At 54.0% G+C, this 14,842-nt stretch carries 16 protein-coding genes; 5 read left to right on the top strand and 11 right to left on the bottom strand.

What is annotated here, in order from left to right; genetic code table 11:
- Window positions 1-35 precede the first annotated feature (35 nt).
- From murB to CPH80_RS03065, 9 genes are all read right to left on the bottom strand, one after another.
- The gene (gene murB / locus CPH80_RS03105; protein ID WP_096275571.1) at window positions 36-1,076 is read right to left on the bottom strand and encodes a UDP-N-acetylmuramate dehydrogenase; all 1,041 of its coding nucleotides are present in this window, start codon (window positions 1,074-1,076) and stop codon (window positions 36-38) included.
- Window positions 1,073-1,552, bottom strand: coding sequence for a low molecular weight protein-tyrosine-phosphatase (locus CPH80_RS03100; protein WP_096275570.1), 480 nt, complete (start codon window positions 1,550-1,552; stop codon window positions 1,073-1,075). Before CPH80_RS03100 ends, murB begins: the two co-directional genes overlap by 4 nt.
- Entirely contained in the window at window positions 1,549-2,364 is an 816-nt protein-coding gene (kdsB, locus tag CPH80_RS03095) for a 3-deoxy-manno-octulosonate cytidylyltransferase (protein ID WP_096275569.1), read from the bottom strand. The genes CPH80_RS03100 and kdsB overlap by 4 nt, the downstream gene beginning before the upstream one ends.
- Window positions 2,365-2,391: 27 nt before the next feature.
- Window positions 2,392-2,580: a Trm112 family protein gene (locus tag CPH80_RS03090; RefSeq protein ID WP_096275568.1), complete on the bottom strand. Its 189-nt coding sequence runs from the start codon at window positions 2,578-2,580 to the stop codon at window positions 2,392-2,394.
- 19 nt (window positions 2,581-2,599) lie between these two features.
- The gene (gene lpxK, locus CPH80_RS03085) at window positions 2,600-3,637 is read right to left on the bottom strand and encodes a tetraacyldisaccharide 4'-kinase (protein ID WP_096275567.1); all 1,038 of its coding nucleotides are present in this window, start codon (window positions 3,635-3,637) and stop codon (window positions 2,600-2,602) included.
- On the bottom strand, window positions 3,634-5,412 hold the full coding sequence (msbA, locus tag CPH80_RS03080; protein WP_096275566.1) for a lipid A export permease/ATP-binding protein MsbA: 1,779 nt from the start codon (window positions 5,410-5,412) through the stop codon (window positions 3,634-3,636). The genes lpxK and msbA overlap by 4 nt, the downstream gene beginning before the upstream one ends.
- Entirely contained in the window at window positions 5,409-5,834 is a 426-nt protein-coding gene (locus CPH80_RS03075) for an ExbD/TolR family protein (protein ID WP_096275565.1), read from the bottom strand. The genes msbA and CPH80_RS03075 overlap by 4 nt, the downstream gene beginning before the upstream one ends.
- A gap of 5 nt (window positions 5,835-5,839) precedes the next feature.
- The gene (locus CPH80_RS03070; RefSeq protein WP_096275564.1) at window positions 5,840-6,466 is read right to left on the bottom strand and encodes a MotA/TolQ/ExbB proton channel family protein; all 627 of its coding nucleotides are present in this window, start codon (window positions 6,464-6,466) and stop codon (window positions 5,840-5,842) included.
- Window positions 6,467-6,538: 72 nt separating this feature from the next.
- Window positions 6,539-8,944, bottom strand: coding sequence for a DNA internalization-related competence protein ComEC/Rec2 (locus tag CPH80_RS03065; RefSeq protein ID WP_172898579.1), 2,406 nt, complete (start codon window positions 8,942-8,944; stop codon window positions 6,539-6,541).
- 183 nt (window positions 8,945-9,127) lie between these two features.
- Here CPH80_RS03065 and CPH80_RS03060 point away from each other — a divergent pair, with 183 nt between their 5' ends.
- On the top strand, window positions 9,128-9,676 hold the full coding sequence (locus CPH80_RS03060) for a DUF2062 domain-containing protein (protein WP_096275563.1): 549 nt from the start codon (window positions 9,128-9,130) through the stop codon (window positions 9,674-9,676).
- On the opposite strand, the gene lolD is transcribed toward CPH80_RS03060, so the two are convergent.
- Together lolD and CPH80_RS03050 are read right to left on the bottom strand one after the other, a co-directional pair.
- Window positions 9,664-10,374: a lipoprotein-releasing ABC transporter ATP-binding protein LolD gene (gene lolD / locus CPH80_RS03055; RefSeq protein ID WP_096275562.1), complete on the bottom strand. Its 711-nt coding sequence runs from the start codon at window positions 10,372-10,374 to the stop codon at window positions 9,664-9,666. The genes CPH80_RS03060 and lolD overlap by 13 nt on opposite strands.
- Window positions 10,367-11,608: a lipoprotein-releasing ABC transporter permease subunit gene (locus tag CPH80_RS03050; RefSeq protein WP_096275561.1), complete on the bottom strand. Its 1,242-nt coding sequence runs from the start codon at window positions 11,606-11,608 to the stop codon at window positions 10,367-10,369. Before CPH80_RS03050 ends, lolD begins: the two co-directional genes overlap by 8 nt.
- Window positions 11,609-11,748: 140 nt before the next feature.
- Here CPH80_RS03050 and CPH80_RS03045 point away from each other — a divergent pair, with 140 nt between their 5' ends.
- The 4 genes from CPH80_RS03045 to CPH80_RS03030 all read left to right on the top strand — a co-directional run bounded on the left by CPH80_RS03045 (window position 11,749) and on the right by CPH80_RS03030 (window position 14,836).
- Complete coding sequence (locus CPH80_RS03045) at window positions 11,749-12,336, top strand: PilZ domain-containing protein (protein ID WP_096275560.1); 588 nt, start codon at window positions 11,749-11,751, stop codon at window positions 12,334-12,336.
- Window positions 12,337-12,440: 104 nt separating this feature from the next.
- Window positions 12,441-12,743 (top strand): hypothetical protein, encoded by a 303-nt coding sequence (locus CPH80_RS03040; RefSeq protein WP_096275559.1) that lies wholly within the window; start codon window positions 12,441-12,443, stop codon window positions 12,741-12,743.
- Window positions 12,744-12,851: 108 nt separating this feature from the next.
- Complete coding sequence (locus CPH80_RS03035; protein WP_096275558.1) at window positions 12,852-13,904, top strand: agmatine/peptidylarginine deiminase; 1,053 nt, start codon at window positions 12,852-12,854, stop codon at window positions 13,902-13,904.
- Window positions 13,901-14,836, top strand: coding sequence for a carbon-nitrogen hydrolase (locus CPH80_RS03030; RefSeq protein ID WP_096275557.1), 936 nt, complete (start codon window positions 13,901-13,903; stop codon window positions 14,834-14,836). Before CPH80_RS03035 ends, CPH80_RS03030 begins: the two co-directional genes overlap by 4 nt.
- Window positions 14,837-14,842: the final 6 nt, after the last annotated feature.

Genomic DNA, 14,842 nt, shown 5'->3' with positions numbered 1-14,842 from the left:
ATGGGCGGCTAGGTTAGAGGTTTAATCGTGAGCATTTAGCCACCCACAATACCTGGCTCCATCTCTAGCTCTACGCCAAAGCGTTTCTGTACCGACTGGCGAATATCCGAAGCCAGCTCAAGCACATCCCGCCCTGTTCCACCTGAATGATTGATTAACACCAGCGCCTGGCGATTGTGAACGCCTACGCGGGCATTTCGGTAACCCTTCCATCCACTTTGATCAATCAACCAAGCTGCGGCTAACTTTACGGTGCCGTTCTGCGGATAGCCGACAACACTTGGGTGTGCAGATTGCAGCTCATGGAACTGTTCGGCGGCCACCACTGGGTTTTTGAAAAAGCTGCCAACGTTGGGAATAATATCCGGATCCGGTAATTTACGGCGGCGGATGGCCATCACAGCTTCGGCGACCTTTAGAGGATCGAGTTCCTGAGACAACGTTTCTCCCAAGTATTCTTCAAGATCCCTGTAGCCAAGCTGCAAAGGCTTTTTCCGGGACAATCGTAACCGTATGGCGGTAATGATGTATCTGCCTGGCGAGCGTTTAAACAGGCTATCGCGGTAGGTAAAACCACAGGCTGCATTATCAAGGCACACACGTTCATTCGTTTCACGATCCAGAGCTGTAACCGAAACCAAGGTATCGCACAGTTCAACGCCGTAAGCACCTATGTTCTGCACCGGTGCAGCACCAGCCGTGCCGGGTATCAGTGCTAGGTTCTCAATACCCCGGTAGCCTGTTGAGGCAGCATACAACACGGCATGATGCCAATTTTCACCCGCACCCAAAACCAGTGTTGCGCCTGTCTCATCTGCCTGCTCCCAATATCGACCAGCCATCTGTATACGAATCACAAGGCCTGCGAAGTCACCGGCAAAAACCAGATTACTGCCGCCGCCAAGCACTAGTGTTTTGTGGCCGTTTACTTGCGCCCACGCCAATGCTCCACGCAAATCATCTAAGTTCGTAACATCTATATAAAACCGCGCTGTGGCGGATACGCCTAGAGTATTGAGCGCTGAAAGCTCGACTCTCTCTTTTAGTTTCGCCTGCAGTGCTGCTTGCGGGCTCACGCCATACGCCCCTGAATATTCTGGAGCAGGCCTTGGCCAGCTTCCTCAATTAGATCGAGTACCTGTTCAAACCCGTCCTCCCCACCGTGATAGGGATCAGGTACTTCAGTGACGCCCGAGTGACCGTATTCTAGAAACAGAGTGGGTTTTGTGCCGCCATTCTGATGCCAGATATCTTTCACATCGGCGAGATTTTGGCGATCCATAACCACCACATAATCAAAGATATTTAGATCTTTTTCGGTAAACTGCCGGGCCTTAAGCGTGCTGATATCAACGCCCCGATTACCGGCGGCTTCCCGTGACCGTGGATCCGGCCCCTTGCCTATGTGCCAGTTACCGGTTCCACAGGAATCGATATGAATTTGCTCCTGCAAACCAGCCTGCTCCACCAGTTTGCGAAATACGCCCTCTGCGGTCGGCGAACGGCAAATATTGCCAAGACACACAAAAAGCACACTGGCGCGTTTACTCATGCCCCGTTTTCTCCTGCTTCAATCGATTTGGCCATCCAGGCTCTGACCCGCTGTAAATCCGCTTCGGTGTCAACGCCTGCCGGTGGCGTTCCGGAGGCCACTTCAACGTGAATGCGAGCACCGTTATACAAAGCTCGAAGCTGCTCCAGCGACTCCGCCTGTTCGGTAGGCGCGGGGGGCCAGGATACAAACTGGCTCAGCACACTGGCGCGGTATCCGTAAATGCCAATATGGCGAAAGTACCCGGTACCATCCTTAAGCGCTGCCCCGGCGTTGGATGCTGTCAGGTTATCTTTGCCAATATCACTCCAGTGATCTCGTGCCCAGGGAATGGGTGCGCGGCTGAAGTAATGGGCCATCCCCGCTACATCAAACACAACCTTTACCACATTGGGATTGAACACCTGCTCAAGGTCGTGAAGGCGCTCACAGAGTGTAGAAATTGCAGCTTCCGGATAGCGTTCCAAGTTGTCCGCCACTTGATCAATCAGCTCTGCGGGGATCAAAGGCTCATCGCCCTGCACATTTACAACACGGTGATCCGCATCAAGCCCCAGCTTACGCACAACCTCTTCCAGGCGATCGGTACCGCTGACATGGTTGGGTGACGTCATGACAACTTCGGCACCGAATGCCTCACAGGCTGCCTGGATACGCAAATCGTCTGTGGCCACAACAACGCGGCTGGCCTGGCTTTGTGCTGCACGTTCGCAAACGTGCTGAATCATGGGCTTGCCAGCAATATCCAGCAGCGGTTTACCAGGCAATCGGATGGAGGCATAACGAGCCGGAATCACAACCGTAAAAGACATAGGGTTTCGATCCTGCAGAGAGCTTGCTCAGTTTTTGTGAAGACGTTCGTCAGTGGTGAGTGTGCGGGCCTCGGTGGCCAGCATTACTGGGATACCGTCACGAATAGGAAAGGCCATGGCATCTTGGAAACACGTCAGTTCCGTTCTTGCCTGATTCAGTTTCAGCTCACCCTTGCAAACAGGGCAAGCCAGCATGGCCACAAGTTTTTTATCCATAATGCGATCTCACTGACAGTTAAGAAGTGGGCGCCCCGAAGCTCGCCCGCAATTTTTCAAGAAAAGACTCTGAAAACGCCTTTGGCAACCTTGCTTCAACATAAAGCACCCACGCATTATCCGGTGCAAAGCTGCGGCATTTAACGCCATCCTTGGCCGTCATCACCAGCATGTGGCCGGATTCGGCACCGAGATCTTCCGGGCGAAACCGATGATGATCAGGAAACGGCACGGCGATTTGTTTTGCACCCAACCCTTTAAGGGTATCGAAAAAGCGTGCCGGGTTACCTATGCCAGCTATAGAGCGAATTTTCTGGCCTTGAAGGCTTTCGGGCGATCGGGTTTCACCGGTTTTTAGGTTAACAAGGCGTGTTGGTTGAAGATCCATGGCATACATCTGTGGATGCTTGATGCCAGATAGCGCTTCTGGCGGTACTCGGCCCTCGTCGTCAGCCGCGGCAGCTCCGTTAACAACCACAAAATCAACCGTATCCAACCTGCTGACAGGCTCGCGCAAAGGCCCCACGGGGATCAACGCGCCGTTGCCTACGCCACGGCTGCCATCAAACACTGAAAGTTCAATGTCACGAGGCAACCGATAATGCTGAAGCCCATCGTCGCTGATGAGAACGTCGCCCAGGTCATTATCGAGTGCAAATGCTGCGCCCCGACACCTATCCGGATCAACCACCACGGGTACACCCGTTGCCTGAGCCAACATAACGGGCTCATCACCTGCAAGGGACGGCAAGGTATCTTCGGTGACCAGCAACGGGTAATCAGAAGAATTGCCACCATAGCCGCGACTGAGCACAACGGGGCGCCAGCCTGCCGATTGCATGGTACCCACAAGCCAAGCCGTTAATGGGGATTTGCCGGTGCCTCCGGCGGTGATGTTACCCACAACCACAACCGGTACCGGTAGCTTATGGGTATGCGCTTTGATCGCTTTGCGTCGACGTGCTTCAGCAACGGCGCGGTATAACCATGAAAGCGGTGATAACAAAAACAATGGCCGGCCTTTGCCATACCATAGCCGATCTACCAAGGATGTCATGAGTGCTCACTGAACTGCATTTGATGTAACTGGGCATAAGCGCCATTCTTGGCAATAAGTTCGTCATGGCGCCCGGATTCAACAATGCGGCCATCGTCCATAACCAGAATTCTGTCAGCATTTTCGATGGTAGAAAGCCGGTGGGCGATAACCAGGGTCGTCCGGCCTTGAATTACGGTTTCCAGGGCTTCCTGAATGTACCGCTCAGATTCAGTATCCAGCGCGGAGGTCGCCTCATCCAGAATCAATATGGGCGCATCCTTCAGCAATGCCCTGGCAATCGCCAACCGTTGCCGCTGGCCACCTGAGAGCATCACACCGTTATCCCCGATCATGGTGTCTAGGCCATCCGGCATGCGATCAATAAACTCCAATGCATGGGCTTTGCCCGCAGCTTCGCGTATTTCTTCCTGGCTGCATTCCCGAAGCGCACCGTAGGCTATATTGGCCGCAATCGAATCGTTAAACAGCACAACGCTCTGGGTAACCAGTGCAATCTGGGCTCGCAGTGCTTTCAGTGAAAAATCCTTAAGCGAGCGCCCATCAATCCGGATATCGCCACCGGTATACTCATAGAACCTGGGTAGCAAACTAACCATCGTCGATTTGCCACTACCCGAACGCCCTACCAGCGCCAAACTCTGGCCTGCGGGAATATCGACGGAGATGCCTTCCAATACGTTGTCGAGCTGATCGCGGTAACGGAACGACACGTCATCAAATTCAATGTTCCCCTCAACACGCTCAGGAGCATAGGAGCCCGGATCTTGTTCGGGAACTTCGTCAATGGTTTCGAACACATCGTACGCTGCAGCCACGCCCTTCTGGATCTGCGAATGGACGGATGTTACTTGGCGAATGGGTTTGGCCATGGTGGTGGCCGCGGTAATAAACGCGACCAACTGGCCTGTTGTCATCTCGCCTCGTATTTCCGGGGCCAGCATGGTCCATACGAGCGCTGCAATGGCCACCGCCACCAGAGTCTGGATCACCGGAATACTGATAGCCTGGGTAGAGGCCATCTTAAGGCTTTGTTTTAGGTTGCGATCGTTAACCTTTTGAAAACGCTGCTTTTCATATTCTTCGCCACCAAACGTCCGTACCACCCGATACCCGATAATAGACTCAGAAGCCACGTGGGTTATGTCGCCCATAGAGCTCTGAATGCGTTGACTGATCTTGCGGAAGCGCTTGCTGGCATAACTGACGACCACTCCAATCAAAGGCCCAACAGCTAGGAAAATCAGGGTCAGCTTCCAGTTGGTGTACAGCATGAAACTGAGCAGGCCGACAATCGTAAGACCTTCCCTAAGAGTAATCGTTACGGCATTCGTAGTGGCTTCCGCTACCTGCTCAACGTTGAAGGTTAGCTTGGACACCAATCTTCCGGCTGCATGTTCGTCAAAGTAACGGGATGGGAGCGTCATCAAACGGTTGAACACGTCGTTGCGGAGCGCGTTAATGACGTGCCGACCGACATAGCTGATGAAATACTGACTCAAAAATGTTCCGACACCACGAAACGTGAATATGCCTACAATTAAGGCAGTGAGCAGAATTCGGTTTTGTTGGGTGGGATTTTCAATAGCAGCTATTACATACTCCATGGCTGCGGCCATTCCCGTGGAGGCAGCCGCGTAAATAACGTTGCCTAAAACCGCGAGAGAAAATGCCAACCAAAAAGGTTTTACATAAGCCAGCAGGCGTTTGTATGTCTCCCAGCTGTCGCCAGATTGGACTTTCTTCGGGTCTGGTGGCGATCCTGCATGACTCACTGGCTTTCGGCCTCACGTTCTGTGGTAATGCTCAGCCCGGAAAAACCCAAACGACCCGCGACGTCCATGGCTCTGACCACATACTCATGGGGGGTACGGGCGTCGGCAGTGATCACGAATGGCAGAGTGTAATCACCTTCAGCCAACTCACTCACACCCCGTTCAAGGGTCTCACGCCGGTTATTCACGAGGGCGTTGTTGTTCAGGATGTACTGGCCTTCCGCGTTAATCACAACGTCTATCTGCTTCACTTCGGAAGCAGATGCTGGCTCACCGCTGGCTTCTGGCAATTCCACTTGCAAATGACTTTCCCGCGTAAAGGTCGTAGAGACCATAAAGAAAATCAGCAGCAGGAAAACCACATCGATCAGTGGCGTAAGGTCTACCCCGACTTCCTGACTTCTCTGGCGTGTGAACTTCACGGCGTTTAGGCCCCTTCCACGTCGATTTCACGGTCACCGTGTACAACTTCAACCAGCTTGATGGCTTCCTGTTCCATGCCCACCACCAGTTCGTCTACCCGACGAATAAAATACCGGTGACAAATCAGCGCTGGAATGGCAACACTCAGGCCAGAAGCGGTGGTAATCAAGGCCTCCGAGATGCCCCCGGCAAGATTGCCCGCATCCCCGACACCTGCAAGCTGGATTTCAGCAAACACTTTGATCATGCCAATCACTGTGCCCAGAAGACCAAGCAGTGGCGTTATGGTCGCAATGGTGCCCAGCGGGTTCAGAAAACGCTCCAGCTCGTGAATAGCCTGGCTGGCCTCGTGCTCAATGCTCTCCTTCATGATCTCACGGCCATGCTTGGCATTCATGAGACCACCCGCAAGCACACGACCCAGCGGCGATGAGCTCTGCAATGCCTTCAGCTTACGGGCGTTAAGGTCTTTTTTCTTGATCCAGCGCCAAAGTTCATTAATGGTCTGAGGCGGCGATACACGAGACGCCCGAAGGCTCCAAAAACGCTCCAAAATGATCGCAAGCGCCAGGATGGAACAGACAACAATTGGCACCATCAGAATGCCACCAGCTTTCAACAACTCGAACACGCTTGATCTCCCTGATTGTTAACAAGCCGCGCTACTTTAGCATAGCTGCAGGTCGAGGCCACACCCGCAATGTCACGGTATTTTACAATGATCTCTGGTCAGGCCCGGGCCGCTGATCCAGAAGGGCGCGTTATGGCGGGCCTCTTGGGTTGTTAGGGCGCCATCAGCAGCCAATGTCATAACCACACCGCCCGAGCAAGCGGTACTGAGTGCTTCAGCACCCACTCTCTGGTAACGCGCTGTTACGTCTTTATGCGGATGGCCATACCTGTGTCGGTATCCGGCGGTGTAGATCACCAAATTCGGGCTAAGCCCGCTGACCCAAGCTTCAGAGGATGAAGTTTTACTGCCATGGTGAGGTGCAATAACAACACGCTCATAAGGCTTGCTAGATGGCAACTGGCTTGCGAACTCTTTCAGGTAGCGGGATTCGATGCGGGCGCTAATATCACCTGGAAAAATCCATTCCATTGCGGCCGGCTCGTGCCGGATACTTAGAACACAAGATGCATCGTTGCCCTCAAAGCCACCTTTGGCCTGCCAAAAGTGCAGCGACAGCTCACCTCCCAGCATTCCTTCGCCTGCACAGCTCTGGATACTCACCTTACTGCCCTGCTCGAGCTTCTTACGAATTGCGTCAGGCTCACCGGTCAGGATCCGGCCGACATCAAATTCCCTCAAAAGTAGGTCAATCCCGCCAGAGTGGTCGCTGTCGGCATGGCTTATAACTAGCGTGTCGATGCGGCTGATACCCAAGGCCCGCAGGTTAGGCAACAGAACCGATTCTACGGAGGAAAACACACCCTTCACTTCAGGCCCTGTGTCATAGAGCAACACTTCATCGCCCGCCCGCACTAAGGCTGAGAGCCCTTGGCCAACATCCCACACCCTTACTTCCGGCCCAACAAGCCTTGGGTTTTCAGACTCGCCTGGCAAGCTCGCGGCAGTGGCCCACGCCAGTACAAGAGCAATCCCGGCAACGCGAAACGCTCGGATAGGTATCGTCGCAATCAGCAACATCAAAACAGCAAACCCCGCAATCTCTGGTGCGCTTCCATCAAGGCTGGGCCAGCTCATACTGGCAACCCAACTAAGAAAACCCCACATCCATCCAAGCACCGCATCAAGAAGCGGCACAACCAAGCCCGACAACGCCGGAAACAGCGCAACCAGAAGCGCGCCAACAATAAGTGCTGGCATCACAACCAGAGAAACCCAGGGGATGGCAAATATATTGGCAAGCAAGCCGGCAACCGGCTGACCTTGGCCGACTAACTCAAGGATCGGCCAGAGCCCCGCAAATACTGCGCCTTGGGCGAGAAGCAGGCCGGCCAGCCAACCTGTGCCGCCCAAACGACCAGCGAACACACAAATGAGCATAGAAACTGCGCCAAAAGATAACCAAAACCCTTGGTCCAGCGGCGCAAGAGGATCAAGCAAAAGAACCAGCCCAAGAGCTATCACAAGGGAATGCCAAACCGACACCTGCCGGGCCTTTAGCAGGAACCAACTACCGACCGCCACCATAATCAGTGCTCTTCGGGTTGGCACCGTAAACCCCGCCGCTAACGCATAGAGTAGGCAGCACAGCAGCACCACAAAAAACACGGCCACGCGCACAGAGCGTTCACTCAAGCGATAAGAAGACACTGTCAGCAACAGCCTGCGCGCAACAAACCCGGCACCCAGAGCAACCAGGCCCAAATGCAGGCCAGAGATAGCCACCAGATGAATGGTTCCTGTTGCTTTAAAAACGTCCCAATGCTCGGTAGACAGGTATCCGCGGTTGCCTATCAATAATGAGGCAATCAAAGGGTGATGGCGGGCATCGGCGAATTGTTCGTCTACCCAATTCGCCAACTGGGCGTGAATTCGATGATACTGGCACGCGGGTGTACAGAATATGGACGGGTCTGGAACCGCACTGCGTACGCTACCCGTTGCGCGATAGCCTTTACGGAATAGCCAGTCCTCGTAACGAAAACCTGCGGGATTCAAAGTGCCGTGAGGCCGTTTGAGCACAACCTCAAGGCGCAACCGGTGGCCTGGAAGAAGCCCTTCAGGCTGGCCATACCAAGCCAGGCGTAATTTTTTCGGCAGAGAGGTATTGGCCTCCGGGATCAGGGAATTCCCGTACCAGCGGGTTACACAGAAGCTGAAACGGATGCTGTCAAAACTGCCAGCAACCGGGAGGTCACAGACATATCCGGAAACATGAACTTTTTCACCTTCTAGACCAGCGGGAAGCCGCTCCTCAAGGCGTTCATGAGCCGAAAGCCCTGCCCAAAAAACACCCAATGAAAAACCGATCGCAATAGACCAAAAAGCTGCTGAAAATAGCTGGCGTATCGGCAAAAACCAAAATAAAGCTGGAAGTGTGGCCCCGAGCAGCAACACTGGAGGTGGCAACACCGCTAGCCTATAAAGTAAGATGACGCCGCAGGAAAATGCGAAGATGCCAAGTACTGTGAATTGCACTTTGACGAGTGCTCTGAGGATTCCTGCAGAGAATGCTATAAAACGCACTGCTGAGCCCCGCCAATTAAAGAGGCTGGGGCAATTATGAGAGCTTTCGGACAATCCTTGTCCTCCCGATAATGTTATCTGTCGGCGCCATCCTTGCCGCCGGAGGTTTAGTCTACTTGAAGGTAGAGCTTCCTAATGCCAAAGAAGTTCATAAAACGCTATCTGCCATCACCTGCAAAGGTGCAAGCGATGAAATCGCTTGGTTTTCTTGGCGATATCTTAAATGAACCAAACCTATGGCACATCAATCGTCACAGTGTTGCCCGTGCGTTCCTGATCGGTGTGTTTTTCTGTTTTATCCCCATGCCATTCCAGATGATTGCTGCAGCGTTCTTTGCCATCTGGTTTAACGCCAACCTGCCCTTGTCTGTGGCGCTGGTATGGATCAGCAATCCGATCACCATGCCGCCCATGTTTTACTTCAACTACAAGGTGGGTGCCTGGGCACTCAACCGGCCGGTTCTAGACTTCGACTTTCAGCTTTCGTTGCCGTGGATCAGTGAGCGCCTGCTGGATATCGGCATTCCGCTTTATCTTGGCTCCTTGATCATTGCTACCATCTCGGCCTGCGCGGCTTACTTAGTCATTCAGTTTCTGTGGCGCCGGAAAATCCGCTCAGAGTGGCAAACGCGCCGCCGAGCCCGCAAAGAACTCCGGCGCGCCCGCCACGATCAGGCCTCCTGAACTAGCCGGCCTTGCTCTAGCCTCAGTACTCGCCCAAGACTCCGTGCCATCTTCATGTCGTGTGTAACCACAACAAACGAAATCCCAAACTGATCCCGCAAAGACTCGATAAGCGCGCGAACACCCTCACCCGTATGTTCATCAAGGTTGCCAGTGGGTTCATCCATCAATACACAATCAGGCTCATTAACCAGCGCACGAGCAATAGCGACTCGCTGACGCTCACCGCCGGATAGCTCGCTAGGCTTATGAGCCAGGCGCTCAGCAAGCCCTACTCGCTGCAAAATCGACTGTGCTCGCTCGTTCGCATCACCAATCGACATGCCACCGAGAGCGCAAGGCATCATGACATTCTCAAGCGCGGTAAATTCTGGCAATAGGTGGTGAAACTGGTAAACAAAGCCCAGATGGCGATTGCGAAAGTGCGCACGACCCGCCTCAGATAAACGATGGATATCCTTGCCACATATCGAAATCTGCCCCGTAGACGGCTTGTCCAGCCCACCAAGAAGATTCAGCAGTGTTGTTTTACCTGCGCCACTGCTGCCCACAATGGCCACAGTTTCGCCCGCCGTAACTTCCAGCGAGATATCAGAGAAGATGGTCAGTTTTTCCGGCCCCTGAGTGTAGGTCCGGGTAACCTGACGGCAATCGATCACCAGAGGAACATCCTTCATGGCACTACTTTCCTTATTCATAACGAAGAGCCTCCGCTGGATCCACTCGTGACGCTCTCCACGCCGGATAGATAGTCGCCAGCAAACTCATGGCAAGGCCTGCGCCGCTGATTATGGCTACGTCTTGCCACTGCAACTGGGAGGGTAGATAGCTAATAAAATACACATCTGCACTCAAGAACTTTTGCCCGAGCGCGCCCTCCAGCCAAGAAATAAATGCACTGATATTGAGCGCACCCAAAACGCCAAGGGCTGTGCCAATCAGAGTTCCGAAAACCCCGATAACAGCCCCCTGGACGATGAAAATTCTCATGATGCGTCCGGGTGTTGCCCCCATGGTACGCAGAATCGCGATATCTGCTGTTTTATCCGTCACCACCATCACAAGAGTGGACACAATGTTGAAAGCGGCGACCGCCACAATAAACATCAGCAGCAGTCCGATCATGGTTTTTTCCATACGGATTGCCTGAAACAAGTTGCCGTGGGTGCTAGTCCAATCCGAAATATAGTAACGGCCGGACAAGCCTTCCGCAGCCTCCTGTGCAACCTTAGGGGCCGCAAACAGATCGTCAACCAGCAGCCGCACCCCTTGAGCCTTACCGCCGGTGCGCATCAGTTTGGAGGCGTCATCCATGTGAATGAGAGTGTAATTACCGTCCAGCTCGGCGCCAACGCTGAACACGCCTTTTACCGTAAAGCGCTTGAGACGCGGCAACACCCCGGCGGGGGTGACAGAGGCTTCAGGCAACACCACGGTTACTTTGTCCCCCAACTGCAAGCGCAGGCTAGAGGCCATGGTTCGGCCCACGATGATGCCGAACTCACCCGAGACCAGATCGTCCAACTTGCCTTCAATCATGTGATTTTCAATGATCGAAACCGAACGTTCCTCCTCAGGCAGTATGCCGTTGAGCATAACGCCCCGCACATCACCACCGCCGGTGACCATGGCCTGCCCCTGAATAAACGGAGCGGCAGCCAGCACCCTAGGGTGCTTCTGTACCTGAGCATCCACAGCCTCCCAGTCATCCAGCGGCCCGCTGCCCTGGATAATGGCATGGGGCACCATGCCGAGGATTCTCTGCTTAAGCTCACGGTCAAAACCGTTCATGACGGACAGCACAATAATCAGCACTGCAACGCCAAGCATCAGCCCAATCATGGACGTGAGAGAAATAAACGATATAAAGTGATTGCGCCTTTTGGCTGCGGTATACCGCAGGCCGATATAAAACGATAAGGGTCTGAACATGGAGAGGAGCCTGTCACTACCTTCAGGTCGATCGTGGTCTGGAATTCCCGCTGGCCTTTCAGCGCTGTGGGAAACTGCTAAACTTTCAATAGTGGCACTACTGACACTTCTGGCTGACATCTTTATCCGCGGAGCCCCGAATGCAGACCCGAGACACACCGCCCGAATCGGCAGATCACCTACCTGAACGCCGGGAGTTTTTCCGCATCGAAGACCGGATTGGCCTAGACATTCGTAAGCTGCCGCCTGTCGGCGGGCTCGACGAGAATCTTTTTAACGACGATCACCTAGAGACCCTGAAAACGGATTTCAGGCGCCTGGATCAAGACATCAAATCGCAGCTCGCCAGTCTTGCCGATCACGACCGCCTGCTTACTAGCGTGGTAAAGTCCTTAAACGGCAAGCTAGACTCGCTTGCGCGCATTATGGCCTTTCAGCAAAATCCCTTGCAACCGGACGACTGGCAAGACGTAACTCTTAGCGAAGGCGGCCTAGCCTTTTCCGCGAGCCTACAAGCATGGCAGACTGGCGACAGGCTTGCTATCCGCATGACCCTGCCACCAGAACTTTTCCAGCCCCAGGCAGTTGCACAGGTGCTGGATATACAAGCTGACGAAACAGGCGGAGTAAGGGTTCATACCGGTTTTATCCGCATACAGGATGGCGACCGTCAGCAAATCGCCCGGCATGTGATGCGGTGGCAGATTCGCCAGCGGCAAAACGAGTAGACAGGCGAAAACATGTGACTTTTGCTCGTAATTCTCGGATATTACGTTTTATCCATGTCTTCGGAGTGCTAACCGGAGACCCCCGTATTAATGGAGATGCATCAATGACAATAAGGCGAGCCTTGGCTGGCACACTGGCAACGACATTATTCCTCACTTTGGCACCGGTTTCTGGCGCGTTTGCTGAAGACCTTCGCGTGCCAGTGGGCAGCCAGGTAGAAAGGAGCCAGCAAAGCATGCCCCGGACCGGAATGATACAGGCATCGGTGCGAGCCGCATGGGGGCAGCCGGACTCAACCGATGCCGCTGTTGGACAGCCTCCCATCAGCCAGTGGCACTATGGTAAGTTTGTGGTCTATTTCGAAAAAGATCGGGTTATCCACTCGGTACTGACGCCCAAGCGCTAAGACCATCAAAATAAACCTTTTCTGCCCAGAAATTCCGGGCACACCCCCTGACGATACGCCGCCCTTTGGTTAGAATGGCGGCTTTTGCACTTTTAAGGTGATTGTAAAGTGACATTCCGACGCGTGTTACCAGCTGAATGGGCACCCCAAAGCGCCGTTGTACTTACCTGGCCCCATCCAGGTACAGACTGGGCAGCGATTATTGACGAGGTAGAGCCGGTATTTCTTGAAATCGCCCGCTCGATTCTCCGATTTGAACATCTGGTTATCAGCTGTGAACACGTGATTCGGTTGCAGGATCTTGAGCGCGAGCTTAATGCTTGGGCCAACCAACAGGGCCTACCAGGACGCGTACATGCAGTGCCTGCACCGGCAAACGATACCTGGACCCGCGACCACGGCCCGATTACCGTGTTCACCGATGAAGGGCCCACGCTACTGGATTTTCGTTTTAACGCCTGGGGCGGAAAATTCGCCTGGGAAAAAGACGACGCGCTAAACCGCCATCTCGCCAACTACGGCGTATTCGGAACCACCCCGATGCAGGCGGTGGACTTTGTACTGGAAGGCGGCTCCATTGAATCCGATGGTGAAGGTACGTTACTTGCGACCAGCGAGTGCCTTCTAACTCCAACCCGCAATGCGTCCATGGATCGCGGTGCCATAGAGCAGCTGCTATCTGAAATGCTCGGCACAGACCGCATTCTCTGGCTTAACCACGGCTATCTGGAGGGGGATGACACCGACAGCCACATTGATACACTGGCTCGGTTTTGCGCCCCGGGTCATATCTGCTATGTGGCCTGCCCAGATGTGGCAGATGAACACTACAGCGCGCTAGCCGCCATGGAACACGACCTTAAGGAGTTCCGCCAGCGGGACGGCTCGCCCTACAAGTTAACTGCACTGCCGTGGCCAAACCCGGTATTCGGCGACGAGGGCGAGCAGCTTCCGGCCACCTACGCTAATTTCCTGATCATCAATAGCGCCGTACTGTTGCCGATTTATGGCGTACCTCAAGATGATGAAGCTATTCGCATTATTAGCGAGATTTTCGCGGATCGGGAGATTATACCCGTCAACTGCCGGGCACTGGTAAAGCAACACGGCAGCCTGCACTGCGTTACCATGCAGATTCCTGAAGGAGTCGTCACGCCATGAGCCAAAACCCAGACAAACGCCAAGCCTCCGACCAGCTCGCAGTCGCCGCTATTCAGCAGGCTTGCAGTAAGGATAAGGCCGCCAGCCTTGCAACCACCGAAATGCTGGTTCGCGAAGCCAACGCAGGCGGAGCTCAACTGATCATCCTGCAAGAACTTCACGCTACCCATTACTTTTGCCAAACCGTAGACACCCGTACCTTCGACCTGGCGGAGCCTATTCCTGGCCCCACCAGTGAACGACTTTCCAACCTAGCTCGGGAGCTAAACATCGTTATCGTTGGCTCCATTTTCGAGCGACGTATGAACGGCGTTTATCACAACACCGCCGTGGTTATTGAAAGCGACGGCTCCATTGCTGGCCTGTACCGAAAAATGCACATTCCAGACGATCCGGGTTTCTACGAAAAGTTTTATTTCACCCCCGGTGATGCCCAGTTCAACGATGGTCGGAACGGGTTCTCCCCCATCGAAACCTCGGTGGGCAAACTGGGTGTTCTCGTATGCTGGGACCAATGGTACCCAGAAGCCGCCCGCTTGATGGCCTTAGCTGGTGCCGAGATACTTATCTACCCCACCGCCATCGGCTGGGACACCACAGATGACCCAGACGAGCAGGCCCGCCAGCTAGATGCCTGGGTGACGGTTCAGCGTGGCCACGCCATAGCTAACAACCTGCCGGTGGTGGCACCCAACCGAGTAGGCACAGAGCCAGATCCCTCTGAGCAATCCAATGGCATCCATTTCTGGGGCAACAGCTTTATCTGCGGCCCACAGGGTGAAATTTTGGCCCGGGCAGACGATACCGCCGAGTGTATCCTGAGCGTTTCAATCGATCGCGGTCGCAGTGAATCGATTCGCCGCATTTGGCCGTATTTCAGAGACCGACGCATAGACGCTTATGGCGACATTCTTAAAAGAGTGAGGGACTGAACCCGG

Origin of the sequence: Marinobacter sp. LV10R510-11A (genome assembly GCF_900215155.1) — a bacterium.
In the GTDB taxonomy this organism is placed as follows: domain Bacteria; phylum Pseudomonadota; class Gammaproteobacteria; order Pseudomonadales; family Oleiphilaceae; genus Marinobacter.
The sequence above is the reverse complement of the archived record's forward strand: the minus strand, read 5'-3'. Positions and strand labels throughout refer to the sequence as shown.

Excerpts from the sequence above, each read along its gene's own strand:
- CPH80_RS03060 (WP_096275563.1), top strand. The coding sequence starts at position 9,128 with ATGCCAAAGAAGTTCATAAAACGCTATCTGCCATCACCTGCAAAGGTG.
- CPH80_RS03100 (WP_096275570.1), bottom strand. The coding sequence starts at position 1,552 with ATGAGTAAACGCGCCAGTGTGCTTTTTGTGTGTCTTGGCAATATTTGC.
- CPH80_RS03030 (WP_096275557.1), top strand. The coding sequence starts at position 13,901 with ATGAGCCAAAACCCAGACAAACGCCAAGCCTCCGACCAGCTCGCAGTC.
- CPH80_RS03090 (WP_096275568.1), bottom strand. The coding sequence starts at position 2,580 with ATGGATAAAAAACTTGTGGCCATGCTGGCTTGCCCTGTTTGCAAGGGT.
- kdsB (WP_096275569.1), bottom strand. The coding sequence starts at position 2,364 with ATGTCTTTTACGGTTGTGATTCCGGCTCGTTATGCCTCCATCCGATTG.
- CPH80_RS03040 (WP_096275559.1), top strand. The coding sequence starts at position 12,441 with ATGACAATAAGGCGAGCCTTGGCTGGCACACTGGCAACGACATTATTC.
- lpxK (WP_096275567.1), bottom strand. The coding sequence starts at position 3,637 with ATGACATCCTTGGTAGATCGGCTATGGTATGGCAAAGGCCGGCCATTG.
- CPH80_RS03050 (WP_096275561.1), bottom strand. The coding sequence starts at position 11,608 with ATGTTCAGACCCTTATCGTTTTATATCGGCCTGCGGTATACCGCAGCC.
- CPH80_RS03045 (WP_096275560.1), top strand. The coding sequence starts at position 11,749 with ATGCAGACCCGAGACACACCGCCCGAATCGGCAGATCACCTACCTGAA.
- lolD (WP_096275562.1), bottom strand. The coding sequence starts at position 10,374 with ATGAATAAGGAAAGTAGTGCCATGAAGGATGTTCCTCTGGTGATCGAT.